The organism is Bradyrhizobium sp. CCBAU 53340 (genome assembly GCF_015291645.1).
In the GTDB taxonomy this organism is placed as follows: Bacteria; Pseudomonadota; Alphaproteobacteria; order Rhizobiales; family Xanthobacteraceae; genus Bradyrhizobium.
Genome location: NZ_CP030055.1, coordinates 534,798 through 560,630 on the forward strand (window position 1 = coordinate 534,798; position 25,833 = coordinate 560,630).

Sequence of the window (25,833 nt, forward strand, 5' to 3'; positions counted from 1 at the left end):
GCGATGGTCCCGTGCCCCCGGACGCAGCGCAGCGTCGCTTCGACGGTGCGCTGCAGAGCCGGGGCCCATGCCGCGGCATTCTGGGTCCCGGTTCAGCAGCGCAACGTTGCACGCTGCGCTGCGCCCGGGACACGAGAGCCCAGCCGACTACTGCACCATCGCGGCCGCAATCTTCTCCGCCGACATCAGCACGGGAAAATTGGTGTTGGCGCACGGCACCACCGGGAAGATCGAGGCGTCGACGACGCGCAGGCCCTGAATGCCTTTGACGCGGCCCTCGGTGTCGACGACCGCCATGGGATCGTCGGCGCGGCCCATCCGGCATGAGCAGGAGGCGTGCCAGACGCCGATGGTGGCCTTGCGCACGAAGGCTTCCAGCGCTTCGTCGTCGTTGATCACGTCATCGAAGGTGAAGCCTTCGACGACGAAATTGTCGATCAGGTAATGGCGCAGCGCCGCAGGTCCATCCATCAGCGTTGCGGCGATCCGGGTCAGGATCTTGTTCTGGGTGTTGACCACGCCGATTTTGCGGACCTTGTCGGTGTAGGCGGCCGGGAACGGCTTGTCCGTCACCTTCTTCACGATGTCGCTCATCTGGATGGCGGCCATCTTGCGGAAGCCGCTCATCAGGCGCTCGAGGTCGCGCCGGTCGGACAAGAGGTTGAACTCGACGATCGGCTCGGCTGAGGGATCGCGCGAAGCAAGCTTGACCTGTCCGGTCTCGGAATAGGTCTTGTTGACGAAGGTGAGCAGCGAGCCGATCTGCGCGCCGACCGCGTGCCAGGCCGACTTGGAAAGTACGACGACGAACATGTCGCCCTTCGGCACGCCTTCAAGTCCTGACGAATAGCGCAGGCCAAGCTGCATGTGCCGCCTGGTGTGCTCGTTCATGCGCGCACCGCGGCGGACAAAGGACGACAGCGAGATCGAGGGATGATCCATCAGGCGCTGGCCGACGCCGGCGAGCCCCATCAGCACCGGAATGCCCAGATCCTTGAGGTGACCGACCGGCCCGATGCCGGCGCGCAAGAGATGCGCCGGCGAGTGAATAGCGCCTGAGGAGAGAATGATCTCGCGTCCGCGGAATTCCTGCTCGCGGCCGTCGATCACAGCCTTCACGCCGACGCATCGCGTGCCCTCGAACAGCAGTTCCCTCACCTGCGTGTTGGTCGAGATGGTGAGATTGGCGCGCTTGCGGGTGTCGCGATCGAGATAGCCCATCGCGGCCGAGACGCGCTGCTCGGCCTGGTTGGAATGCGTCACCGCGAAATAGCCGTCGACGAACTCGCCGTTCTGGTCGGGCAAATATTGATGGCCGGCCTGCTGGAAGGCGTCGGCGAAGGCCTGCGAATGTCGCGTCCAGTGCTCCCTCGGGATGCGGCGCACAGGAATCCGTCCGTCCTTGCCGTGATACGGCCCGTCGAAATCGAGATCACGCTCCACTTTCTTGAAGAAAGGCAGCACGTCGGCCCACGCCCAGCCCTCGGCGCCACGCGATTCCCATTCGTCGTAGTCGGTCGGTGCGCCGCGATTGGCCATCTGGCCGTTGATGGACGAGCCGCCACCGAGCACGCGCGCCTGCTCGTATTTGCGCAAGGGCGGACGCGCTTCATTCGGATTATTGTGGCTGACGACCTGCGTCGTAACCTTGAGCTCGGTCCAGTGAAAGCGCGGATCGAAATAGGCGGTGCCCGGATAGCTGTCCCTGATTTCGGCTGGCTCGTTGCCCGGTGGTGTGTCCTGTCCGGCTTCGCACAGCAGGACCTTGTTGGCACTCCTGGCGGAGAGCCGGTGGGCCAGCACGGACCCTGCCGAGCCGCCGCCCACGATAATGTAGTCGTACACGATTGGCGTTTCCTCTTGTTCTTGTCCCAAGAAAGTAGCGTGGTTTGATCGCGAGGTCACGCCAAAGCCCCTGATGTCGCGTCGCGACGACATCAGGGGCTCGTTGCTGCCATCGTCACGCGGACTTTGTCGCGCTCGCGGCGATCTCGGCCGCGAAATCGCGATAAGAGTGCAGCGGACGACCGAGAATCCTGGTGAGCCGTTCGACGTCGCCAGCCTCGGGGATCATGCCGTCGGTGACATAGCGCTCGGCCATCAGGCGCATCTCGTAGGCCGTCCACTTCGGCATGAAGGTCGCCATGTTCTGCTCGAATCCGCTGGGGTCATCGCCACCATAGACGATCGGGCGGCCGAGCAGGTCCGACCAGATCTTCGCGACGCCTGGACCGGTCAACGTGTCGGGGCCGACCAGATTGATGGTCTGAAGCGGAAGCTTGTCCGAAGCCTGGTCGCGGCGGATCAGTTCGATCGCGGCGACCTCGGCGATGTCGCGGGCATCGACCATGGCGACACCCTTGCTGCCGATCGGCATCGGATAGACGCCATGATTGAGGATCACGTCCTTGATCATCAGCTCGTTGTCGATGAAGTAGCTCGGGCGCAGGATGGTGGCGCTGAAGCCCATCCGCTCGAGCATGCGCTCGGCGCCCGATTTCACCGCGAAGTGCGGCACGTTCACGGCCCCGTCGGCGTCGAACACCGACTGATAGACGACCCGCTCGACACCGGCCTCGCGGGCGATGTTCAGCGTGATGATCGCCTGCGTGAATTCGTCGCCGGTCACGGCGTTCAGCAGGAACAGTGTTCTGACGCCGTCGAACGCGGCGCGCACTGCCTCGATGTCGAGAAGGTCCCCCTTGGCGACCTCGACGCTATCAGGGAATTCGGCCTTCGCGGGGTCACGGGTCAGCACGCGCACCTTGGCGCCGCGCTGGACGAGCTGTTCGACAACATGGCGGCCGACACGGCCGGTGGCGCCGGTCACGAGGATGGTCATGGGGGTCACTCCTTGATGGGGGTTGGAAGACACCCTGCAAATTAGTGATCCACATTTGGACCGATAGGCGCTATTTTTAGACCGCGTGTCTCACTGGTGAAACATATGGATCTGCTTGCGCTTGCTGACTTCAATCTGGTCGCCCGGCACGGCGGGTTTGGCCGGGCCGCGCGGGCCTCGGGGCGGCCGAAGGCAACGCTGTCGCGCCGGGTCTCCGAACTGGAGAGCAGCCTCGATCTGCGCCTGTTCGAGCGCGGGGTCCGCGCATTGAAACTCACGCAGGAAGGGCGGGCGCTCTACGAGCGGACGGGGACGCTGCTCGCCGAACTCGACGAGACGGCGGCAGCGATCGCTTCCGGTGCAGACAGGCCGCGCGGCAGGTTGCGGATCAGCGTGCCGCTGGTGTTCTCGCAGACCGCGATGGGAAAGCTGGCCGCGATCTTTGCGCTGAAATGTCCCGAGGTCCGGCTCGAGGTCACGACGGAAGATCGCTCCGTCGACATGATCGAGGAGGGCTATGATCTGGTGATCCGCGTCAATCCGGATCCGGACGAAAGCCTTGTCGGGCGAATCTTTCTGCGCGATCGGCTGGTGGTGGTGGCGAGCCCGAAGCTTCGTCGTCCCACGGGCGATCTCAAGGTGCCGGCCGTGGTGCGCGGCGCGGGCGACATGACCTCCGTCTGGGCTGTGGTGACTGAAGGCGGAGGCGCGCAGATCGCGATCGAACCCGTGCTTCGCCTGTCATCGCTCATCATGATCCGCGATGCTGTTCGCGCAGGTGTCGGTGCTGCGCGGCTCCCCGTCTCGCTCGTGAGTCGGGATCTCGAAGCCGGCAGGCTGGTGCATTGGGGGAATGTCGACGGACCAGAGATCACTCTCTGGACGCTCTATCCATCACGCCGACTGCTGAGCGCGCGCGTATCAGCGTTCATCGACTGCCTGAAGGAAGCTTTTCCTTCGGGTGCACCCGAGGAGCTCGCAGCATTCGTCGACTGAGCGAAACGATAGCCTATTGCAGAACCTTGGGCATCACGACGACGACGTCGACCTGCTTGTTCAGCACCCGCGAGGCAACGGCGGCGATCAGCGGCGAGTAGCTGTCCTCGATGTCGGCGGCGACGTCCTCGTTCCTGGCGAAGGCGTAGAGCATCGTGCCCTCGATCTCGTCGAAGCGGATGCCCGCGAAGACGTGGTCGAACGTCTCGGCGCCGACGATGCCCGCCATGAACGCCTGAATGGCGTGGTCCTGAACGCGTGTGAGCTTCTTCATGCCGATGAGATATGGCAGCGCCGCGCGAATACAAGATGCGGTCCAAAGTCGCCCGAGGGCGATCGGTTGCTGCGATGATTTCACGTCATGCTGCCCGGCATGAAGCAGCGGATCGTGGCGCGGCCGTTGATGTAATAGGGCCAGACGATGGTGCGGCCGACCCGGTTCGGCTCGGTGATCACGGTGTCATCAGGCACCTCGATCCATTCGCCCTGGATCCGGACCCGGTAATGCCCGCCACGCGTCTCCCAGTCGACATCGTCGAGCGCCGTGCCGTCGGCATCCGCGCAGCATGGGCCGCCGCCCTTGCTCTGCAGGCCCTCGAACCAGCCCTTGAGCGGCGAGTTCGCATAACGGCCGTCGTCGCGTGCCTGCGCGGCAAGGCCGATCACGGCAGCGGCTGCTATCAAAGGGATCATCCGGAAATGCGCGAACGTCATGTCGCCTCGCTCTGTCTGCGCAGACGCGCACGCGCGCAGGCGAAAGCTGCCTGCAAGTGCGCGTGATGCAATGTCGGCTGACGTCCGCCGGTCAGGTTCCGGTCGTCGCAGCAGCGCTATAACCGCAAACTACTCGGTTCGATCCTAATTCTTCTGACGGACGACAGAGGGTCTGAAGGGCGGAGATGGCCTTACGCCGCGGCCGCCTGCTTCGACAGCAATTGCTTCAGCTTCGTCGCCGGCACCGCCGGGCTGAACAGCCAGCCCTGCATCTGGCTGCATCCGAGCTGACGCAGCACTTCGCGCTGGGCTTCTGTCTCGACGCCTTCCGCCGTCGTCGCCATGTGCCGGGCCGCGGCCATGTGCACCACGGCCTGCACGATCGGCGAGGAATCGGCGGGCTCGCCGATGTCGCTGATGAAGCTGCGGTCGATCTTGATCTTGTCGAACGGGAAGCGGTGCAGATAGCTCAGCGACGAATAGCCGGTGCCGAAATCGTCGAGCGCGATGCGCACGCCGAGCTCGCGCAGCTGCTGCAGGATGGTCAGCGCCTCCTCGTCGTCGCGGATCAGCACGGTCTCGGTGATCTCGAGCTCGAGCCGTCCCGGTGCCAGCCCCGATTCGGCGAGCGCCGCGGCGACCTTCAGCGCCAGCGTCCTGGAGCGGAACTGCACCGGCGAGACGTTGACCGCGATGTGGATGTCGCCGGGCCAGGAGGCGGCCTCGAGGCAGGCCTGCCTCAAAACCCATTCGCCGATCTCGCCGATCAGGCCGGTGTCTTCCGCAATTGGAATGAAATCCGCGGGCGAGACCATGCCGCGCTCCGGATGGCGCCAGCGCAGCAGCGCCTCGCAGCCGGTGACGACATTGGCGGAGAGATCGACCAGCGGCTGGTAGTGCACCTCGAACTCGCCGCGGACCAGCGCCTGGCGCAGATCGAGCTCGAGCTGGCGGCGCTGCCGCGCCTTGGCGTCGTATTCGGGCACGAAGATGCGGAAGGTGCCGCGTCCCTCTGACTTCGCGGCGTACATCGCAAGATCGGCCCGCTTGAGCAGGTCATCGATGACGTCGCCATGGTCGGGCGCGATCGCGATGCCGATGCTGGCGTCGGTCGAAATCTCCTGCCCCTTGCAGTCCACCGGCAGGCGCAGCGATGTCAGGATCTGTTCGGCGAGCGCCGTCAGCTCGGCCTGGTCTTTCGTGCCGGCCTTGATGATCGCGAACTCGTCACCGCCGAGCCGCGCCACCAGATCGTTGCCGCTGACGCAGGCGCGCAGGCGGCTTGCGACCTGGCGCAGCAATTCGTCGCCGACCTCGTGGCCGAGCGAATCGTTGACGCCCTTGAATTCGTCGACGTCGATATAGAGGATTGCGAACGGATTGCCGTGGGCGAGCTCCGCCACACGCCGTTCCAGATGTCCGCGCATCAGCACGCGGTTGGGCAGGTCGGTCAGCGCGTCATAATGCGCCATATGCGCGATGCGCTCATCGGCGCGGATGCGCTCGGTGACGTCGTCATGAGTGGCGAGCCAGCCGCCGGCCGCGCTGGGTTGGTTCTTGATTTCGATCAGGCGGCCATCGGAGGTCTCGACGATGCGGCTCTGGGTCAGCCCGACCTGGCTCAGGATCTTGTCGCAATAGGCATCGACGTCGCCCTCGAACGAGCCGGTGTCGGCGCGATGCTGGATCACGTCGCGGAAATCGACGCCGGGTTTCACCACCGCGGTCGAGAGCCCGTACATGTCGATGTAGCGGCGGTTGCAGACGATGAGCCGCTGGTCCTGATCGAACATCAGAAGGCCCTGCGTCATCGTGTTCATCGCGGTGTCGAGCCGCTGCTTCTCCAGCGAGAGGCGATGCGTCACCTGACGGAAGATCAGGAACAGCGTCAGCACGAGCAGGCCGATCGACAGCACGGCCACGGCGACGAAGAATTTGGTCTGGGTGCGCCAGGTGGCGAGCGCCGCGTCCAGCGATTTGGTGGCGACCACGACCAGCGGCTCGCCGGTCAGCAGGCGCGAGGCGACGATCCGGTCCTTGCCGTCGATCGGGCTTGTCAGCTCGGTCGTGACGGAGCCGCGCTCGAATATGGCGATCTGTTCGGGCGAGCCGCCGCGGTAGTTCTGCCCGATCATGGCATCGACATGCGGAACGCGCGCCAGCAACTGGCCGTTCTGGTGATGCATCGCGACCGAGGACTCCTCGTCGAGGCCGATCGAGGCGAAGAAGGATTCGAGCTGCTCCGGCGTAATGGCGCGCGACACCAGGCCGAGGAACTCGCCGTGCGGCCCCGACACGCGCCGCGCGAACACGATTGCCGGACCGGTGCCGAGCCGGCCGGGCACGACCTCGATCTCTTCCTGCAAGGCCGGATCGTTCTTGAGGCGGTTGAAATAGCGGCGATCCGACACCGAGACATCGGCAACGGGCCAGCGCCTCGACGAATTGATCAGCACGCCGCTCGCATCGAACACATTGGCGCCGGCGACGTCGGACCAGCCGCTGGCCTTGGCGCGCAGCACCTCATGCACGGCGAGCGTGCCCATCTCGCTGCGGAACACATCGGCGGATTCGATGCCATGGCTCTCGAGTTCCGCGATGATGCTCTTCTGGAGCACCGCGAAATCCTCGAACTCGCGGTCGAAATGGCGGGCGAGCAGGCGCACCGAGCTTTCCAGGCTGTCGCGGCCGGTCTCGATCGCATTCTGGCGGAAGCGCTCGACGGTGAGCCCGGTGCCGATAGCCATCGCCGCCATCAGCACGAAGCCGCCGACGATCAGCCACGTCTGTGGCGCGCCCCGCCAACGGCGAAGCAGCGCGCGCAGTCGCGCGGTCCATCGGATTGAAGCGCCCATCCCGTCCTCCCCTTAAGAGGCAAGATGCAGCAAAACCGACAAGAGCCCGTTACCATTAAGGGTTAGGGAACTATGAATCGGAACAAAATCAGGGGGTTGGCGCGAGGCGTGAGGGACGCGGCGAAGCGCGGTGATCGCGGGGCCGGTTTCACTCCCGCTTCACTTCCCATTTCAGCGCCTCCGCATTCTCCTTGGCGAAGATCGCAGGCACGTCGAATTTTCCGGTCTGGAGGTCATAGCGGCATTGCCAGCCACCAAGCCCCTTCATGACGGTGTTTTTCGGGTGCTTGTCGTATTCGCCCCCGAGGCCGATCACGAGATAGCGGTTGTTGGGCCAGTCCACGCCGAGCCAGTGATAGGCCTCTTCCGTCCCCTTCAACAGATTGGCCGTGATGTGGAAGTCGAGCTTGGCGAAGTGCTTCGTCTCCGGCCGGCTGTAGAAATAGGCCCAGGCGAGATCGCTGAGCGATTTCTTTGTTGCGCTGACAAAGGTTCCGTTCTCGGCACGATAGAGAAACAGATCCTGCTCGCCCGAGCCGGTCTTCTGCATCCGCACCAGCCATTGCGAGTCCGCGGTGAAGCGGAAACCGGCGCCATAACCCTGCTCCGGCTTCAGCTCGGTCATCTGGTCGCCGCGTCGGGCCCAGACCTGCCATTTGATGTCAAAAGTGCCGGGGTCCTTCGTGTACTGCTCGAGCTTGGTGGCGCCGTCGGGCGAGGTGAAGGCGAGATCGGCATCGTCGGTGAGAACGAACCCGGCCGGCGGGCCGGAGGCGGCAAGCGCGGGGGCGGCGGCAAGCGTCAGGGCGAGCGCCAGCCATGGCGCGGCGCGGTAAAAAGCGGTCATGTGAAATTCCTAAAAAATAGCCGCCAAGAATGGGCTGTGATAAGAATGGGCTTTGATGCGGCCTCGCTGATTTGACGCTGGAAGGGCCAGCTCGGTTCATCCCTTCGACCGTCTTGCTGCCGCAGCCAAAACCGCGCAATTTGCCGGAGTTGATTTGCGCCCCAGAGATTTGATCAAGGCTTGAGGACTGATGATTACCGCATCCAAGGCCTTCATTGCATTCTGTCTGATCGCGGTGGTCGGCACCGTGCTGGTGATCGGCCCGACCGAGCTCCGCCACATGCTGCCGGGTGGGGCGAGCACCGATGCCAAACCCGAGAGCAAGGCTGCGGCGAAGGCCGAGCCTAACGCGCAAGCTCAGGTCGAACCCAAAGCCGAGTCCAAAGTCGAGCCGAAGACTGATCCGAAGCTCGCTGCGGTGGCACAACCCAAACCGTCCGCCTCGCCGGGAACGGCCGGCGCGCCGAAGCCGGAGGCGCTCGCCGAGACCCAGAAGCAGGTCACGGCACTGGCCGATGTCGCGCCGGCGAAGCCGCAACCGTCAGTCACGGAGGCCGGTCCCCGTTTCGACGTCGCGCGCGTCGACGATCACGGCGAGGCCGCGGTGATCGCGGGGCAGGCCGCACCGGGATCGAAGGTGGAGCTGTTGCGCGACGGACAGCCGCTCGACAGCGTGGTGGCCGATGCATCCGGCCAGTTCGTGATGACCCCGCCAAAACTTCCCGCCGGCAGCTATGAGCTGGCGCTGCGCGCCAGGGCGCCCGATGGCACCGTCACGCAATCCAGCCGAACCATGCCGGTGAAAATCGCTGACGCCGCGCCGCCGCCCGCGCCCGCCGCCGTGGCTGCGAAGCAGGAGACGAAGCCTGCCGAAAAGCCGGACGACAAATCCGACGTCGTCGCCTCGCTGCCGGCGCCGCGTCTCGCCGCGACGCCGGAGCGCTCGGCGGTTCGGCCGCGCATGATGGGCGCGCCCAAGCCCAAGTCCATGGCGCGGGTGCCGACGGGTCCGACGGTCGCATCGGCCTCGCCCGCGGATGCCCTCGCTCCTGCGACGACGGAGGCCGGCAGCAGCCGCGTGATTTCCCGTGGCGACAGCCTCTGGGCCTTGAGCCGGCTCGCTTACGGTGACGGCGCCCGCTATGCGGTGATCTTCAACGCCAACCGCGAAAAGATCCACAATCCCAATCTGATCTATCCCGGCCAGACCGTCCTGGTGCCGCAAAAAACGCAGTGACAGTTGCAGCCGAGACGGTGGTCGTTCGTCTCCCTCGCCCCGTTCTTACGTGGAGAGGGCGGGATAGAGGCTCTCTCCTCGAGCGTTGTCTTTCGATAGACCTGTACCCCCTCACCCGGATCGCTTCGCGATCCGACTTCTCCCCGCAAGCGGGGCGAGGTAAAGAGCGGCGCTCGCCGCGATAACGACTCATAGATCTGCGATTCTTTGACCGTCTCGCCGCGGAACAATTGGTTCCCTCGCGAGTCTTCTCCCTGTGACGTGATGCGTGCTTGGCGCTGGAGGAGGGCCAAGAGGTGATCGGCTCGGTGGTCAACCCGGTGGTCATATCGAGATCGCGCATGGGGATCGCGCTTGCCGGCGCGCTGCTGGTGCTTCTGACAATGTTGCTGCCGAATACGGCCAGGGCGCAGTTCGGATTGCGCGGCGGGCCGCTCGGCATTGCACGCTTTGCCGTCGGCCACGTCATCGGCCTGTCCCGGCTGCGCCACGCTCGCATGGCGGTGCGCGGCGGCCGCTATCGCTCGGCTGCACTGAGATCGCAGGATCCGCGCGGTAGCGAGCGCCAGCCCTTCAATCCCTATGTCGTGCGCGCGGCGCTCACGGCGCAGGCTGCGCTGTCGGGCTGGCATGGCGGCCGCAGCCCGCAGGGCTGGTGGCGTCACCCCGACGGCAGCTATGGCTGGGTCGGGCCGCTGTTCTGGCCGTTCGCGCATGACGATCTCACCACCGCGGTGATCTATGGCGATACTACCGGCCTCTCGCTCTACGGCTATGGCGATATCTATGCCGCTCTGTTCGCGCCCTATGCGGCGCCGGAGCTCGCCGCCTACACCGCGCCGCAGGGCCGCCGTGGCCGAAAAGTCCCGTCGGTGGAGACGGTCTGCGACGGCAGCGATACCGGCGGCTTGCCTGTCGACCGCATCGCGAGCGCCGTGCAGCCGAACGAGATGCAGCGCACCGCGCTCGACGAGCTCGCAACCGCCTGGAATGGGGCGCGCGACACCATCCGCGCCTCGTGCCCGGCGCAGGCGCCGGTTACGGCGGCGGAGCGTCTCGGCGTGATGCAGGCCCGTCTGGATGCGATGATCAAGGCCACGGATGCGCTGGCGCAGCCGCTGACAAAATTCATCGACCTCCTCGATGACGGCCAAAAAGCCAAGCTCGACTCGCTGGCAAGGGAGCGCCAGGCGGCGCTTGCGTCCGCCCAGCACAAGAACGCGCAAGGCGCCGCCGCCTGCGATCCCAACTACGATCCCCGCTACGATGTGCAGGCCCAGCGTCAGTACGAGCAGCTCGTGCAGCAGCAATGGCCCGCTGACGACATCGCCTCCACGCTGAAGCTCGACGACACCGGACGCGCCCGCCTCGACGTGCTCCAGGACACCACGCTCCGCACCATGCAGACGCTGAGCTCTTGCCCGATGAAGGCGGAAGCAACCCCGCAGGCCCGCCTCGCCGCCGTCAAGGCGCGGCTCCAGACGATGCTGCAAGCGGTGGCTGGCGTTGCCGACGCACTCGATGATTTCGAGGCCGATCTGAGTGACGAGCAGAAGGCCGGCTTCGAGGCGATCGGGCCGAAGCGGGGGACGTAATCACCCGCACGCCCAGTCGAACTTCATATCCCTGAAGTCGAGCTGGGCGTTGCCGCCGCCGAAATTGTAGCCGCCGAAATATTCCTCGAACTCGATGTAGAACGGGCTCATCTCGGGCACGGACTGGCACGGACGCATCGTGCCGCCGAGATGGTTCGGGGCGTGGTCCCTGGCCCAATCGTGCAGGCGGAAATTGTCGCGGCCCGGCACGCCACCGACATAGTAGTAGAACGGCTGATAGCCTGAGGGCGCAATGCGGCTCGCAGGCCCGTCCTGCGGAGATTTGCCGGCATTGGGGTCATCGGCGCGCGGGGTGAGCGCAATGGCGCGGTTCTCGGCGAGATCGGCGCGCGGTGGAGCTGCGAACATCTTTCTCGCGTGAGGCGCGGCAGCTTCATGGAACGCGCTGGCGCCGCCGACATCGAGCCAGCGCGGCCGATCGGCGGTTGCGAGCGCCAGCGGCGCCGGCGGCGTTGCGAACGCGCCGTCATATTCGGCCTTGGTCAGCAGCAGCGCGGCATAGTCGTAGTCGAGGATGTCGGTCATGCGGGAGAGGCGCGGATGGACGGAGCGCGCCTTCACCGCCTCGCGGATTTCAGGATCGTCGGGCGCGCCGCCGTCATTGTGGTCGGGCGCGGTCGCAAAGAACGACACCGCGACGATGTCCTCGCCATGCACGCGGTAATCGTCCGGCAGCCTCAAGGTGAAGCCGTGCATCAGCGGATAACCGGTGACGGCATCGAGCGGCCATTGCTCGCTGCTGATGCCCGGCGGCAGGCCGTAGACCCAGCCATGGTCGCGCGCGCGATCAGCGGGACGGTCCAGCATCTGCAAATCATACGCACGCGACGGCAAGGCAAATGCCACGTGTCTCTCCCATCCGAAGCTCAGCCTCGTCGTTGAGGCGAGGGTTAGTCGCGGGGAGCAGCGATGTGGTTCGTGCGTGTCCCAACCTTCGCCGGGACGACGGCAACTTGCTGATCCACGTACGTCAGATGTTGGATGAGACATCGCGCAAACGCCGATGATGCCATCATGCCGGTGTTTTGCCCGACGCGTCAAAGGAAATTTCGTAAAATCCGCAATAAATCAAATCTTCGCAATGCCGCCGGAGCCTTGGCTACTGTGCATGGGGTTGTTTTCGACTTTCGTGCCTACGGCTACCCTCGCCGCCGCGCGGTAGCTGCGTCGACGACGTTCTCCACCTCGCCGTGCCAGCCGAGAATCTCCATCGCCAGCACCGGGTGATTGAAGCCCTTGAGCTGGAGATCGTCGAGGGCGCGGGCTTCGACGAAAGGCTCGACCATGCCGTAGACGCGGCGGCTCACCACGATCTGGTTGGGCCGGGCTTCGCTGCAGAGGCGGGAGGCGAGGTTGGTGACGCTGCCGATCGCGGCATATTCCAGCCGCTGCTCGAAGCCGACCTGGCCGAGCGTGGCATAGCCGAGCGCGATGCCGATGCCGAAGCCGAGGCTGTGTCCGCGGTTGCGCCAGCGCTCGGTCAGCGGGCCGATCGTGTCGCGCATCTCCACCGCCATCTTGACGGCGCGCGCGGTGTGGTCCTCGAACTGGATCGGCGCGTTGAACAGGATCATCACGCCGTCGCCGGCATATTTGTCGAGCGTGCCCTCATATTTGAAGATCAGCTTGCCGAGCGCGGCGTGATACTCGCGCAGCACGTTCATCGCCTCTTCCGGCTCGGTCGCTTCCGTGAAGGCGGTAAAGCCGCGCAGATCGCAGAACACCACCGTGACTTCGCGGCGCTGGCTGGTGAGGAGCCCCTCCGGACTGTCCGAGGAGGCGATCAGCTGCGCCACCTGCGGGGCGAGGAAGCGCTCGAGCTTGCGGATGCGCTCGATCTCGCCGAGCTGGGTCGCGACGCGCTCCTCCAGCGACTTGTTCCAGTCCTTCAGCTGCTCGGTCTGCTCGCGCAGCTTGTCGGCCTGGGCGCGCACGGTCTCGTTCGCCGTCTCGAGCGCGTGGCTCTTGTGGTCGACCTCTGTGAACAGGCGGGCGTTGCGCATCGCCAGCACCGCCTGGTTGGCGAAGGTGCGCATCAGGCCGGTGAGGCTGCTCTCGAACGCGCCGCTCGCACGGCGCAGCACCACCAGCGCGCCGAGCGTGCCCTGCTGGTCGACCAGCGGCACCACCAGCACCGCGTGGAAGCCGGCACTGATCGCGGCGTCGCGCAACGGCTGCTCGGCGGCCTGGTCGAGATCGGGAAGCGCGATCGGCTCGCCGCCATGAGCGGCATCGCTCAGGATGTTGTCACCTTCGGCGATCGTGACATGGGCGCCGATGGCCGATCTGTCGACGCCGTTGGCCTCGACCAGGTTGAAACGGCGCTGATCCGCATCATAGCCGTAGATCAGCACCGCGTCGGCGCGACTTATCTCCAGCGCGCGGGCGGCGATGGTCGGCAGCACGGCGTTGAGGTCGAGCGAGGAGGCGACGGCGCGGCCGACCTCCTCCAGCACCTTCAGCTCGTTGATCGACTGCGCGAGGTCGCGGGTACGCTCCTCGACCTTGGTTTCGAGGCCCGTGTAGGTTTCCTGGAGCTGCGCGGCCATGCGGTTGAACTGGCCGGCGAGCTCTTCCAGCTCGTCGGAAGTGTGCACGTCGATGCGGTGGCTGAAGTCGCCCTCGCCGAGCTTGTGCGCACCGTCGCGCAGCGCCGTGATCGGGATGATCATGCGGCGCGCCAGCAGCGTGCCGGCGAGGATCGCCACCATCAGGCCCATGCCGATCAGAAGCGCGACGCGCACGAGCTGGTCGCGGATCGGCGTCAGCGCCTGCATGGTCGGCTGTTCGAACAACACGCTCCAGCCGAGCTTCGGCACGGTGCTCGCGGCCGACAGCACCGCATGGCCGTTGAAGTCGGTGCCTGACGTGTCGGGCCCACGGCCGGGCGCGATCGCGGCCGCGACCTGCGGCAGTGTCGACAGGTCCTTGCCGATTTCGGGTCCCTTCGACGAGGCCGCGAGCACGCGGCCGCGCGCGTCGACCACATAGGCGAAGGCGACCTTGCCGACTTGGGCGTCGGTCAGGAAGTCGGAGAGGAAGCTGAGATCGACCTCGGCCACCGTGACGCCGGCCTTGAATCCGGAATGCGCCACCGAGATCGACATGTACGGCGTGCCGTCGGCGAAATAGGCCGGCGCATAGCTGACCCCGCGGGCGACCGTGTCGATGAAGCGCGCGTCGCGGGAGAGGTCGGCGTTGCTGCCGGTCGTGGTCGACTGGCGCGACACGCGCAAGACCTCGCGGCCGTCGCCGTCGAGCTGGAACAGCTGGGAGACGACCGAGACCTGATGCAACAGCTGGGCATAGCCGGTGCGACGCTTTTCGAGCGTGTCCTGGCTGGCCGCCGTCACCCAGCTGATCTGGCGCTCGAGCTCGGAGACCGACTGCTCCATGCGCCGGGCGACCGCTTGCGCCTTGTCCTCGAGCCCGTCGGTCAGCTGTGTCTTGGTGGCGCGATAGGAGATCCAGGTCTCCATCGCGCCGTTGACGGCGAGCACGAACACGACAAGGCCGACGAGGGAGACGACATATTTGGCGAACAGGCCCTCCCGCAGCAACCAGGTCTTGTCTTTCGCTCCCGCCATCCGGATCCTCTCGCGCCGCGACCGACGCCGACGCTATGGGCCATGCAGGCCCGCATGGCCCTTCTACCACAATTTGGGCCTTTGGACGGGTGAGGGGCGGCTGTGGTTACCCGCCGGGCGCGCCTGGACGGCCGGCAGGGCGGTGAATTGTCGCAGCTGGCGGGCTGCCTCATCCGTTCGGATGAAGAACTGTGTGATGAGGGGGTGTAAGGCTGCACGCGGAGTTCGTCGCCTTGGTCCGCCAATCACCGATTAAAGAGCTGCCGCATCACGTCGTTCATCGGCTGGCTGTCCTGCTGCGGCTCGGGCGGGTCCTGGGTCGGAGGGGCGGGCGAAGCCAGCGGCACCGGCGTGCTCGGTGCGCCGGGCAGGCTGCGGCTGCGGCCGGTGCCGCCTCCGGCACCGTTGCCAGCGCCGCTCGAGAGCCCCTGCTGGATCAGATTGCCGATCGCCTCGCCCAGCTGGCCGCCGAGCAGATTATTCTGCGCCTGTCCCTGCCCTTGCTGCTGGACTTGCGGATTGGTGTTGCCGGCGTTTGGAGCAGTGCCGCCGAGACCAAAACTGTTCAGGATGTTGCTGAGGCCGGCGCCGTCAGGCCCGAACAGGCCCTTGCCCATTTCGCGCAGCTTGGCATAGGCGGCGTCAGGATTGTCGAGCACGCCGGCCATGTCGGGATAGATCCGCGGCTGCGACCAGGCGCCTGTTATCATCACGGGAATGCCGAAGCCGACCGGCTCGGAGGCGCGGCCCTGGCCTTGCGTCGTCATCACCAGTTTCGGCTCGACGCGGAAACCCATCATCTTGGTATCGAGCGCAATGGTGCCGGCGCCGGTGACGCGCACCAGCGGTCCGATCAGGTTCAGATCGGTCGTCACCGCCTGACCCTTGTCGATGCGGAACGACGCCGAGAGCTGCGACAAGTCCGTGTTCTGGGCCTCGCCGTCCTGCCAGCCCGTCAGCGTGCCCGAGGTCAGCGAGCGGATCATCTGCGCGACATTGATGCCGCGGATGGCGCCGTCCTGAAAATTGACGAAAGCCGTGCCCTGCATGTTCGCCATCAGCGTGCGCTGGCTGGTGCCGGCGCTGCGCAGCGCGAGCTTGGCCTGCAGCTTGCCGTCGATCCGGTCGAATTCGGCGAGGCCCTGAAGCAGCGGCAGCGCACGCACGCCGACGAGGTCGGAGTGCATGGCAAAGCTCGGCGCCCCCGTGGTCGCGTCGAGGATGACTTCGCCCGAGACCTGGCCGCCATAGGCGCCGAGATTGGCGGTGCCCGCCTTCAGGATGCCGCCGGCGAGTTTCGCATCGAGCGCCAGCGGCGCAAGACGCGCCTCGCCGATGACGGCTTCGTTGGCGGAGATCCTGAGTTGCGCGTCGACATAATTGAGCCCGGACACGTCGATCGGCGCATCGCTCCAGGGCTGCCCGGGCGCGCCGGGAGGCGATTTCGCCAGCGGGATTGCGAGCCGCTGGAAGTCGAGGTCGACCTTCACAAGCGGCTTGCTCGCGACGTCGACCGAGGCCCAGCCGTTGAAGCTGCCTTCGCCGAGCGTGCCGTTGACGCCGTTGATCATCACGACACTGCCGTTGAGCCGCATTTCGGCGTGACCGGCGAGCTGCGATTTCAGCACGTCGGGCATGTCGATGACGAAATCCATCGGGATGCTCTGTCGCTCGACCGGTGGCGCCGGCGTGGTCGCCTTGATGTCGAACCTGGTCGGATGCTCGCCTATGCGCGCAGTACCGGCGATATTGACCTTGCGATCACGTCCCATGACGGCGTCTGCGTTGATAGCGCTGATGCGGCCCTCGACGCGATCGCGCGGGCGCGAGAATGCGACTTCGCCGTTGCTGATCCTGACGTGGTCGATCGTCGCGCCGTCGGCGTCAAGCGCGAGCGGCTTGGTCGATGCATCGGCGTTCGGCAGGCGCTCGCGCAGCAGCGGCTGATACAGCACCGGATGGGTGACGATGATCTCGCTGATCGCAGGATGACCCGACCAGGCGCTCGCAAGCGACATGTCGGCCTGGACGCTGTCGATCGTCAGGCGCGTAATTCCGCTACGGTCCTTGGGGTCCTGGAGCGTGACGTCGGTCAGCGTGACGTTCAGCGTCGGCCACAGGCTGATCTTGGTGGTGCCGTCGATCGACAGGCGATAGCCGCTCGCCTGCTCGACGCGCGAGGCGATCGTCGCGGTCAGGAACCCCGAGGGAATCCCGATCACCAGCAGGAGGACGATCACGACGATGACGGCGGCCAAAGCTGCGCCGGCGAATTTCACTGCTCTCATGTCGACTTTCCAACGACGGACGAGCGGCGTCGAATCCGGCGGATGACCCGTCCTTTGCGCCTGAGTTTATCCCGGGACGGGAAGCTGCTCCAAGCCGCTAAAAATAGTCAGGAGGTGCTGCAAAGTTATGTGACTTATGACACACTTCTCCGGCGCGGTTTTACGCGATTCTGACGTCGATGCTTCCAAGCGATTTGTCAAAGAAACTGGCCAGGAACTCTGGCCGGAGAAATCCACAAGGACGTTGAAATGAGCAAGCAGGCCGAATTTGCGGTCATTCTGAAAATGAATGCCATGTTCGCCGATCTCGGCGCGGACGAACTCCAGCGGCTGTCCAACCTCTGTCACACCCAGCATCTGGCGAGTGGCGAGGTCCTGTTCCAGAAGGGCGATCCGGGCGACGCACTGTTTGGCGTGCGCCGCGGCCAGGTCCGCATCGAGACCGGCGCCTCCGACGGCAGCCGGCTGACGCTGAACTTCATGGGGCCGGGCGATCTGTTCGGCGAGGTTGCGGTGCTGGACGGCCAGAACCGCACCGCGGACGCGACCGCCGGCGAGACGAGCGAATTGTTCGTGTTGCGGCGCGAAGATTTTCTCGCCTTCCTCGAGCGCGAGCCCAAGGTCGCGATTAAGATCATCGCGCTCTTGTGCCAGCGCATCCGCTGGCAGAGCGAGCGCATGGAGGAATCCATGCTGCAACCGCTGCCGGTGCGGTTGGCACGGCGTCTTTGCGCGCTCGCCGCCGATTTCGGCTCCGAGGTGCACATTTCGCAGGAGCAGCTCGGCGTCTTCGTCGGCGCCGCCCGCGAGAGTGTCAACCGCCAGCTTCAGGCCTGGCGCAAGGAGGCGATCCTCGACCTCCAGCGCGGCCGCATCCTGCTGCGGAACATGACCAAGCTGACGGCGATCGCGCGCAACGAGTAGGAACCCGGCGGTCGCGGCGGGGACTTACTCCGCCGCAGGGTGCACGATGCTCTTCGGCGCAGGCGCTGCGTCCGCCGCCTCGTGACGCTCGCCGCTCTCGGCGTCCTCGCTGTGCACGATCAGTCGCTTGGCGAAGCGCCAGATCAGGGCGCCGAAATCGTCCATCACCATGAACATCGCGGGCACGAACACCAGCGACAGGATGGTCGAGAAGATCAGGCCGCCGATCACCGCGAGTGCCATCGGCGAGCGGAACTCGCCGCCGGCGCCGACCGCGAGCGCGCTCGGCATCATGCCGGCGGCCATCGCGATCGTGGTCATCACGATCGGGCGGGCGCGTTTCATGCCGGCGTCGATCATCGCCTCGTCGCGCGGCTTGCCGGCATTGATGGATTCGATCGCGAATTCCACCAGCATGATCGCGTTCTTGGTGACAATGCCCATCAGCATCAGGATGCCGATCCACACCGGCGTTGTGAGCTGCTTGCCGGTGATGAGCAGCGCGGCGATCGCGCCGCCGATCGAGAGCGGCAGCGAGAACAGGATGGTGATCGGCTGCAGGAAAGTGCCGAACAGCAGCACCAGCACCGCATAGACCATCATCAGGCCGGCCGTGATCGCCGTGGCAAAGCCGTCGGACAGCTCGTTGAGGCTTTCCGCGTCGCCGGAGGGTGAGACCTTCACGCCCTTCGGCAGGCTCTTCATGACGGGCAGCTCGTAGATCTTCTTGGTGGCATCGCCGAGCGCCGCGGAGCCGACGAGATCGGCGGCGACGGTGGCCTGTCGCTCGCGGTCGTAGCGGTTGATGCTGGTCGGGCCCTGGTCGAGCTTGACGTCGGCGATGACCGAGAGCGGCACGCCGCCTTTCTCGCCGTGCTCGCCGAGTGGCACGCGCAGCTGCTCCAGCGTCTTCAGATTGCCGCGCGCGGCGTCCTCGAGCTGCACGCGGATCGGCACCAGGCGGTCGCCGACGTCGAACTTGGCGAGCGCCGGACCGACGTCACCGATGGTGGCGACGCGGATGGTCTGCGACAGGCTTTCGGTCGAGACGCCAAGCCGCGCGGCGAGATCGGCACGCGGCTCGATGCGCAGCTCGGGACGTTCCAGCGAAGTTTCCGAGATGACGTCGGAGATGGTCGGAATCCGCTTCATCTGCGTCGCCAGCTCGCTGGCGACGTTGTTGACGATGTTGGGATCGACGCCGGTCACGACCAGCGAGATCGCGCGCAGGCCGTTCTCGTCCAGGAACCAGAAGCGGATGTCAGGAACGTTCTCCAGCTCCTGGCTGATCGAGAATTCGAGCTCGCGCTGGGTGATGTTGCGGTCGTTCTTGGGCGTGTAGTTGATGATCAGGGCGGCGCGACGGACTTCCTGGGTCCCCGGCGGGACGCGCCCGCCGTCCACGAAGATGCTCTTCACCTCGGGCCGCTTGCGCAGCCGTGCGACGATGTCCTCGGTGACCTTCTCGGTGTAGGCGAGCTGCGTGCCCGGCGGCAGTTCGAGGGCGAGCAGCGAACGGGCGCTGTCCTGCGCCGGCAGGAAGCCCTGCGGCAGCAGCGTGATGCTCCAGATCGAAGCCGCGAAGATCGCAAAGCCGATCAGCACGGTGATGAAATAGTGCTTCACCGACCACGAGACGAGGCCGTGATAGGTCCGCAGGATGCGGCCCGGGGGCGGCTCTTCGTGATGGCCGTGCTTGAGGAAGTAGGCCGCCAGCATCGGCGTCACGAAGCGCGCTGCCAGCAGCGAGAAGAACACCTGCACCGACACCGTGATGCCGAACTGTTTGAAGAACTGTCCGGCGATGCCCGACATGAAGCTCGCGGGCGCGAAGATCGCGATGATGGTCAGCGAGATCGCGATCACAGCGAGGCCGATTTCGTCGGCGGCTTCGAGGGCGGCGCGGTAGGGCGACTTGCCCATGTTCATGTGCCGTACGATGTTCTCGATCTCGACGATGGCGTCGTCGACCAGAATACCCGTCGACAGCGTGATGGCGAGGAAGCTGACGAGATTGAGCGAGAAGCCGAGGATGTCCATCGCCCAGAACGCCGGGAAGATCGACAGCGGCAGCGAGACCGCGGCAATGATGGTGGCGCGCAAATCGCGCAGGAACAGCAGCACGATGACGACGGCGAGGATGGCGCCTTCGAACAGGGTCGAGATCGCCGCTTCGTAATTGCCGTTGGTGTAGTCGACGGAGGTGTCGATCAGCTTCAGATCGACGTCGGGATAGGCCGCCTTGAGTGCGTCGATGCGCTTCTGCACGGCTTCGGCGACCTTCACGTCGCTGGCGCCCTTGGAGCGCTTGATGCCGAGCGCGACCACCGGCTCGCCGTTGAAGCGGGCGAAGGTGCGGCGGTCGGCGATGGTGTCGGTCACGGTGCCGAGATCGTCGAGCCGCACCTCGCCGCCGCCGAACAGCGGGACCATGGTGCCGGTGAGGTCGCTGAGCGTCTTGGCGCCGGCTAGGGTGCGGATCGCCTGGTCGTTCTTGCCGATCTCGGCGCGGCCGCCGGCGACGTCGACATTGGTGCCGCGCAGGCTCTGGCTGACATTGACGGCGGTCAGGCCCATCGCCTGCAGGCGATCAGGGTCGAGCGAGACCAGAATCTCGCGCTCGACACCGCCGATGCGCTCGACCTGGGCGACGCCGCGCACGCCCTGCAGCGCGCGCTTGACCACGTCGTCGACGAAATAAGAGAGCTGCTCCGGCGTCTTGCCGGGCGAGATCGCGGCATAGGTGACGATCGGCAGGCCGATGACGTCGACCCGCTGGATCAAGGGCTCGGTGACGTTCTGCGGCAGGTTCGAGCGCACGCGCGTCACCGCGTCCTTGACGTCGTTGAGCGCGCGGTCGGTGTTGGTCTCCAGCGCGAACTGGATGGTGGTGACCGACACGCCGTCGGTGATCGAGGAGGTGATGTGCCGCACGCCCTCAACGCCGGAGACGGCGTCTTCAACCGTCTTGGTGACCTGGGATTCGAGCTCCGCGGGTGCTGCGCCGAACTGCGCCACCGCGACCGAGATCACAGGAATGTCGGCCGACGGCAGCCGCGTGATCGCGAGCTTGCTGAAGGAGGTCCAGCCGAGGATCAGGAGAATGATCGAAAACACCACCGACGGCAGCGGATTGCGGATCGACCATGCCGAGATATTGAGAGCCATCAGCGTACCCGCGTGCGATCGAGTTCATCGGCGAACATGGTTTTGATCTGGTCGCCGTCATGCAGTGAAGAGCCGGCGTCGGCGACGACGATCTCGCCGACGTCGACGCCTTCCAGGATTTCGGTTTGGCTGTCGGATGTCAGCCCGACGCGCACCCGGCGTGTCTCCACGGTGTTTCCCTTGACCACCTGCACGGTGAGATGGTCGATCGCGGTCTTGGGAACCGCAACCCCGCAGCTTCGCTTGGCATCGATGGAGGCGCGGGCGAATACGCCGACCTTCAGCGAAGGATTGTTGGCGACGCTGATGCGGACGCGGCCGAGCTGCGTGGCGCGGTCGATCTCGGGCGCGACCAGCCGGACCCGGCCGATCAGGTCCGCGGCATCGTCACGGCTGATCCGCACCGTCGCGCCGGTGCTGAGCTTCGGCATATGCACGGCCGGGACCTGCGCATCCAGCTCGATCTCGTTGTTGACGGCGATACGGAACATCGGACCGGCCTGCGGCGAAGCAGGCGCGCCGACGATGGTGCGGACTTCGGTGATGAGGCCCGGCGCAGGTGCCTTCAGCGAGATCGGACCTTGCGGTCCCGGCCGTTGCGGCTGCCCCGGGATCTGCGGCGGCGCCGTCAGGCGGGCCAGTTCCTGATTGTCGGTGACGACAGCCCCTTCGGTCACGAAGAGGTCGGTGACCTTCGATCCCTCCTGGTCGGCCATGACCACGGCCTCGCGCCGCGGCACGAAGAAGCCGGTGACCCGCACGAGGTCGGAGAAGCAGGCATTGGTCGACTTGGTCACGATGACGAGCGCCTCGCCCGGCGTCTCCTTCGCCTCGGGCCGGTGCCGATGCTCGAACCAATAATAGCCGATGCCGAGCGCAACGATGAACGCCACGGTTCCCGCAGGCTTGAGATATTCGGAGATGTTCATCGCCGGATCATCCTGGCCTGGCTCGGGGTTGTCGGGAACGTTTCCCTGAAACGAAGCGGCGTCCCGCAGGGCTGCGGGACGCGCGCCGGGCTTAGGACTTTACACCACATCACGACGTGTCACTGCAAAGGATTACGTCGTGGTCACTTCGATGCGGTGGTCTTGTTTTCCATATTCACGACCTGCACGCGGCGGTTCACCTCCGCCATCGGCCGGCTCGGATCCTTCAGCTTGCTCTTGCCGTAGCCCACGGTGACGAGGTCGGCTGAGGCGATGCTGTACTTCTCGACGAGGTAGCGCTTGATCGAATCCGCGCGGCGTTCCGACAGCTCCTGATTATAGGTTTCGCTGCCGGCGGCGTCGGTGTGGCCGGCGACCACGAAGGTCGAGCCCTTCAGGTCGGGGCTGGTCAGCGCGCGGCCGAGCGCCTGCACGGAAGCGAGCGACTTGGCGCTGATATTGGCCGAGTTGTAGTCGAAGGTGATTTCGAGATCGATGTTCGGCTTGTCCTTGGCGGCGGTGGCGATCTCCTCGCGCTCGGTCGTCGACAATGAGCGCGTGGCGCGGCCGCGGACGGACTGGATCAGCTTGGTTTCCGCCGCGTTCGGCGCCGGATCGGCCTGTGGAGCCATCGAGAGCCCCCGCGTCAGGGGTTTTTTCGGCGGAGCCAGGGCGCGGACGATCTCGTCTTCGGTGACGTTCTTGCTGTTGCCGTCATCACCGGCGAGGGCAGGCGTCAGCGACAGCGCGGCACCGATGGTGATGATGGACAGGATCGCAGTCAGTCCCGTTGCAGCCAATCTCATTGCCAGTCCCTCCTGCGCAGCTGACCTGCGTGGTTCCAAAATTCCTGCAATAGGCCCCCGGAAAGGCCGCCTGCGGCATCCGTCCGTTAGTCTTCTCTGGGGCGCCGGGGGTTCGAGGCGTTCGCTGCTTCAACTCAAAAAAATACTAGCGTACTCCGTAGCTTGCGAACTCCTGAACGATGTTCGGATCCATTGCCTTGGCATTGGCGATGTCCAGCGCCCCCTCCTGGGCCGACCCATTGCGCTGCTTGGCGAGACCGCGGCCATAGAGCGAGGAGGTCAGGCGCGGGTTGATCTTCAGCGCCGCATCGAAATCGGCGATGGCGTTCTTCACCGCCCCGGATTTGAGGTTCACCAGTCCGCGGCTGTCCAGCGCCTCGACGAAATTCGGCGCCAGACGAAGCGCCTCGTTGCAGTCCTTCAGCGCGCCCTGAAGATCGCCGACCACGGTCCGGGTCCAGCAGCGGTTGTTCAGCGCCTCGACGTCCTTCGGATTGATTCGCAACGTGTCGTCGAAATCCTTGATGGCGAGGTTGTAGGCGCCCTTCGTCGCATACACCTGACCTCGCCGGTAATAGGCATTCTTGTCTTCAGGATTGGCGGCGATCTTGGCCGTCAGATCCTTGATGGTGCGATCCTCCGCCAGCGCGGCCGCATTCGGGCCGCCGTCGGCGCTCGGCGCCGGGGCGGGCTCGGCCGGTTTGGCTGGCGGTGGCGGCGGAGGCAGTGCGGCCTCGACTTGCGGCTTCGGCGCCGGCGGTGATGGGGGCGCGGGCGGCGGCGCCGGCGGATTGTTCGAAGCTACGGGTGGTGGCGCCGGCGGGGCGGGCGGAGCCGGAGGCGGATTATTGGCGACCGGAGCCGGCTGCGGTGCGGGAGGCGCCGGTGGCGGCGTCGTCGCGGTCGGGCGCGCGCCACTCGCCCCCGGAATGAACGAGAAATCCTCGGCGAGCGAGGACGAGATCCACGGCACCTGCTCGCCGCGCGAGGCGCGCGTGACGCCCATCTTGGTGCGGTTCAGCGTCTCCTCCGCCATCAGGTCGGGGACGCGGATTTCCTTGAGCAATTCCTGCACGAACAGGCTGTGGTCGCCGCCGGCGTCCGACACCACCGAAGCCAGTGCCGCAGAGTACATCACCAGCGTGCCATTCGGTGCGATGACCGGGGTCAGGCCCGCCGAGAAGCTGCGGAACCGCCGCTCGAACGGATTGCGCCGGGAGGCGTCGATCAGCGCGATCTTGACGCCGGCGCCGCGGGTGTTGAGCTCGCCCAGGATCGCTTCGATGCTGAAGCCGTCGCGCCGCACATCGGACTCGGTCCATATCTGCGCGTCGATCGGGATCATGTAGCTCTGACGCGCCGACTGGATGCCGAATCCGCTGTAGAACAGCAGCGCGACCGAGCCCGGCTTGATCTTGCTGTAGAGCTTGTCGAAGGCGCGGCGCATGCCGTCGCCGGTCAGATTTTCGCCGGTCTCGACCGTAAAACCGTCGCGCTTGAGTTCGTCGGCGACGTCGCGGGCGTCGTTGATCGGTTCTTTCAGCGGGCTGTCGGCGTCAGGATATTTGGCATTGCCGATCACCAGCGCAACGCGGTCGCCCGCCGCAAGCGAGGGAGCGGTCGGGATGAACGAGACGAGCATCGACAGAAGAAAGAGGAAGCGAATTTTCATAATCAGCGCGGTCCAGCCAAAAAGGCGCCGTTCCAGCTTGCGCCGCGGCGACCTTAACTTACGCAAAGTGCATTATCAAACCGGGGAGGAAGGGCGTCAACCGCTTGGATATTCGACATTATCGCGACAATTGACCGCGATGCACCAGGCGGCTGCGAGGGGAATAATTCGGCGGTCACGGTCCTCCCTGGAGGTGTCATGGTTCAAGGTTCGGGACACCATGTTAGGCCGGCACTCGCGACGAAAATGTGATTGGTCTCACATTGCAGCTCCGCATTCGCCGCGGCCTCGGACGTTTGACCTTTGCGGCGGACGGTGGCTTGGTGCACGGAGGTCCATTCAGAAAAAGCAAGAGCCGGGATCAAAGCCATGAGCAAGCCAGAGGGAAACGCCTACGAAATCTACGCGCTGCGCTATGCGACGATGTCGCCGCGCACCCCCAGCATGAATTTCCTGGCGCCCGACCCGCACGACAGTGCGGCGCAGGACCTCGACTACTTCGTTTGGCTGATCCGCGGGCAGGGCCGCGAGATCCTGGTCGATACCGGCTTCAACGCCGAGGAAGCGAGCTTGCGCGCGCGCAAATTGACGCTCAATCCGGTCGATGCGCTGGAGCGTTTTGGCGTCGCCGCGTCCTCTATTCGCGATATCATCGTGACGCATCTGCATTACGACCATGCCGGAAATCTCGATCGCTTTCCGAGCGCGCGCTTCCATCTCCAGGAGCGCGAGATGGCCTACGCGACGGGCCGCTGCATGTGTAATGGATTATTGCGACATCCGTTCACGGTCGAGCACGTCACCCAGATGGTGCGCCACGTCTACGGCGATCGCGTCACCTTCTACTCAGGCGACGGTGAGGTCGCGCCCGGCATCACCGTGCATCGCGTCGGCGGCCATTCCGACGGCCTGCAGGTGGTGAAGGTCGAGACCGCGCGCGGGCCGGTCGTGCTGGCGTCCGACGCCACGCATTACTACGCCAATATCCAGCGCAAGAGCCCGTTCCCGATCGTCTACAATGTCGGCGACATGGCGGTGGGCTGGGAGACGATCGAGCGCCTCGCCGGCCATCCCGATCGCTACATTCCCGGCCACGATCCCATCGTGACGGAGATCTATCCGCGTGCGAGTGACAAGGTCGACGCCTGGGCGCTGCATCTGCCGCCAACGCGGTCGTTTGCGAAATAGGACTTGTCATTCCGGGGCGCGCGTAGCGCGAGCCCAGAATCCATTTATCTATCGACGTAACCGGTGGTGCGATGGATTCCGGACTCGCCGCTTTGCGGCGCCCCGGAATGACGGAGGGGGTCAATATGCCTACTTCGTCTCGCGCCGTGTGCCCTTGGCCGGCT

General features: G+C 65.4%; 18 protein-coding genes. 5 read left to right on the forward strand and 13 right to left on the reverse strand.

Annotated elements, in window-relative coordinates:
- Positions 1–147 precede the first annotated feature (147 nt).
- On the reverse strand, positions 148–1,845 hold the full coding sequence (locus XH89_RS02520) for a GMC family oxidoreductase (protein WP_194465572.1): 1,698 nt from the start codon (positions 1,843–1,845) through the stop codon (positions 148–150).
- A gap of 115 nt (positions 1,846–1,960) precedes the next feature.
- Complete coding sequence (locus XH89_RS02525) at positions 1,961–2,842, reverse strand: SDR family oxidoreductase (protein ID WP_194465573.1); 882 nt, start codon at positions 2,840–2,842, stop codon at positions 1,961–1,963.
- A 105-nt stretch (positions 2,843–2,947) separates the two neighbouring features.
- Here XH89_RS02525 and XH89_RS02530 point away from each other — a divergent pair, with 105 nt between their 5' ends.
- Complete coding sequence (locus tag XH89_RS02530) at positions 2,948–3,838, forward strand: LysR family transcriptional regulator (protein WP_194465574.1); 891 nt, start codon at positions 2,948–2,950, stop codon at positions 3,836–3,838.
- Between the two features lie 13 nt (positions 3,839–3,851).
- On the opposite strand, the gene XH89_RS02535 is transcribed toward XH89_RS02530, so the two are convergent.
- The 4 genes from XH89_RS02535 to XH89_RS02550 all read right to left on the reverse strand — a co-directional run bounded on the left by XH89_RS02535 (position 3,852) and on the right by XH89_RS02550 (position 8,254).
- Entirely contained in the window at positions 3,852–4,112 is a 261-nt protein-coding gene (locus tag XH89_RS02535; protein WP_194465575.1) for a hypothetical protein, read from the reverse strand.
- Positions 4,113–4,192: 80 nt separating this feature from the next.
- Positions 4,193–4,552: a hypothetical protein gene (locus XH89_RS02540; RefSeq protein WP_194465576.1), complete on the reverse strand. Its 360-nt coding sequence runs from the start codon at positions 4,550–4,552 to the stop codon at positions 4,193–4,195.
- Between the two features lie 191 nt (positions 4,553–4,743).
- Positions 4,744–7,407 carry an EAL domain-containing protein gene (locus XH89_RS02545; RefSeq protein WP_194465577.1) on the reverse strand — a complete coding sequence of 888 codons (2,664 nt, stop codon included), beginning with the start codon at positions 7,405–7,407 and terminating at the stop codon, positions 4,744–4,746.
- 148 nt (positions 7,408–7,555) lie between these two features.
- Positions 7,556–8,254: a hypothetical protein gene (locus XH89_RS02550; protein ID WP_194465578.1), complete on the reverse strand. Its 699-nt coding sequence runs from the start codon at positions 8,252–8,254 to the stop codon at positions 7,556–7,558.
- Between the two features lie 190 nt (positions 8,255–8,444).
- On the opposite strand from XH89_RS02550, the gene XH89_RS02555 reads away from it, so the two are divergent.
- Positions 8,445–9,491, forward strand: a complete 1,047-nt coding sequence (locus XH89_RS02555) for a LysM peptidoglycan-binding domain-containing protein (protein WP_194465579.1) — start codon at positions 8,445–8,447, stop codon at positions 9,489–9,491.
- Between the two features lie 341 nt (positions 9,492–9,832).
- Positions 9,833–11,086: a Spy/CpxP family protein refolding chaperone gene (locus tag XH89_RS02560; RefSeq protein WP_194468343.1), complete on the forward strand. Its 1,254-nt coding sequence runs from the start codon at positions 9,833–9,835 to the stop codon at positions 11,084–11,086.
- Here XH89_RS02560 and XH89_RS02565 read toward each other — a convergent pair whose 3' ends face one another.
- The 3 genes from XH89_RS02565 to XH89_RS02575 form a co-directional block, all read right to left on the reverse strand.
- Positions 11,087–11,953 (reverse strand): hypothetical protein, encoded by an 867-nt coding sequence (locus XH89_RS02565; RefSeq protein ID WP_194465580.1) that lies wholly within the window; start codon positions 11,951–11,953, stop codon positions 11,087–11,089.
- Positions 11,954–12,246: 293 nt separating this feature from the next.
- Entirely contained in the window at positions 12,247–14,694 is a 2,448-nt protein-coding gene (locus tag XH89_RS02570; RefSeq protein ID WP_194465581.1) for an adenylate/guanylate cyclase domain-containing protein, read from the reverse strand.
- Between the two features lie 245 nt (positions 14,695–14,939).
- Positions 14,940–16,982, reverse strand: a complete 2,043-nt coding sequence (locus XH89_RS02575; RefSeq protein ID WP_194465582.1) for an AsmA family protein — start codon at positions 16,980–16,982, stop codon at positions 14,940–14,942.
- Between the two features lie 249 nt (positions 16,983–17,231).
- On the opposite strand from XH89_RS02575, the gene XH89_RS02580 reads away from it, so the two are divergent.
- Positions 17,232–17,906, forward strand: coding sequence for a Crp/Fnr family transcriptional regulator (locus XH89_RS02580; protein ID WP_194465583.1), 675 nt, complete (start codon positions 17,232–17,234; stop codon positions 17,904–17,906).
- A gap of 24 nt (positions 17,907–17,930) precedes the next feature.
- On the opposite strand, the gene XH89_RS02585 is transcribed toward XH89_RS02580, so the two are convergent.
- The 4 genes from XH89_RS02585 to XH89_RS02600 all read right to left on the reverse strand — a co-directional run bounded on the left by XH89_RS02585 (position 17,931) and on the right by XH89_RS02600 (position 24,481).
- Positions 17,931–21,074: an efflux RND transporter permease subunit gene (locus XH89_RS02585; protein ID WP_194465584.1), complete on the reverse strand. Its 3,144-nt coding sequence runs from the start codon at positions 21,072–21,074 to the stop codon at positions 17,931–17,933.
- Positions 21,074–22,003: an efflux RND transporter periplasmic adaptor subunit gene (locus tag XH89_RS02590; RefSeq protein WP_194465585.1), complete on the reverse strand. Its 930-nt coding sequence runs from the start codon at positions 22,001–22,003 to the stop codon at positions 21,074–21,076. The genes XH89_RS02585 and XH89_RS02590 overlap by 1 nt, the downstream gene beginning before the upstream one ends.
- Positions 22,004–22,146: 143 nt before the next feature.
- Positions 22,147–22,809 (reverse strand): OmpA family protein, encoded by a 663-nt coding sequence (locus XH89_RS02595; protein WP_194465586.1) that lies wholly within the window; start codon positions 22,807–22,809, stop codon positions 22,147–22,149.
- A 145-nt stretch (positions 22,810–22,954) separates the two neighbouring features.
- Positions 22,955–24,481 (reverse strand): caspase family protein, encoded by a 1,527-nt coding sequence (locus tag XH89_RS02600; protein ID WP_194465587.1) that lies wholly within the window; start codon positions 24,479–24,481, stop codon positions 22,955–22,957.
- Positions 24,482–24,850: 369 nt separating this feature from the next.
- Here XH89_RS02600 and XH89_RS02605 point away from each other — a divergent pair, with 369 nt between their 5' ends.
- Entirely contained in the window at positions 24,851–25,669 is an 819-nt protein-coding gene (locus XH89_RS02605; protein ID WP_194465588.1) for an N-acyl homoserine lactonase family protein, read from the forward strand.
- Positions 25,670–25,833: the final 164 nt, after the last annotated feature.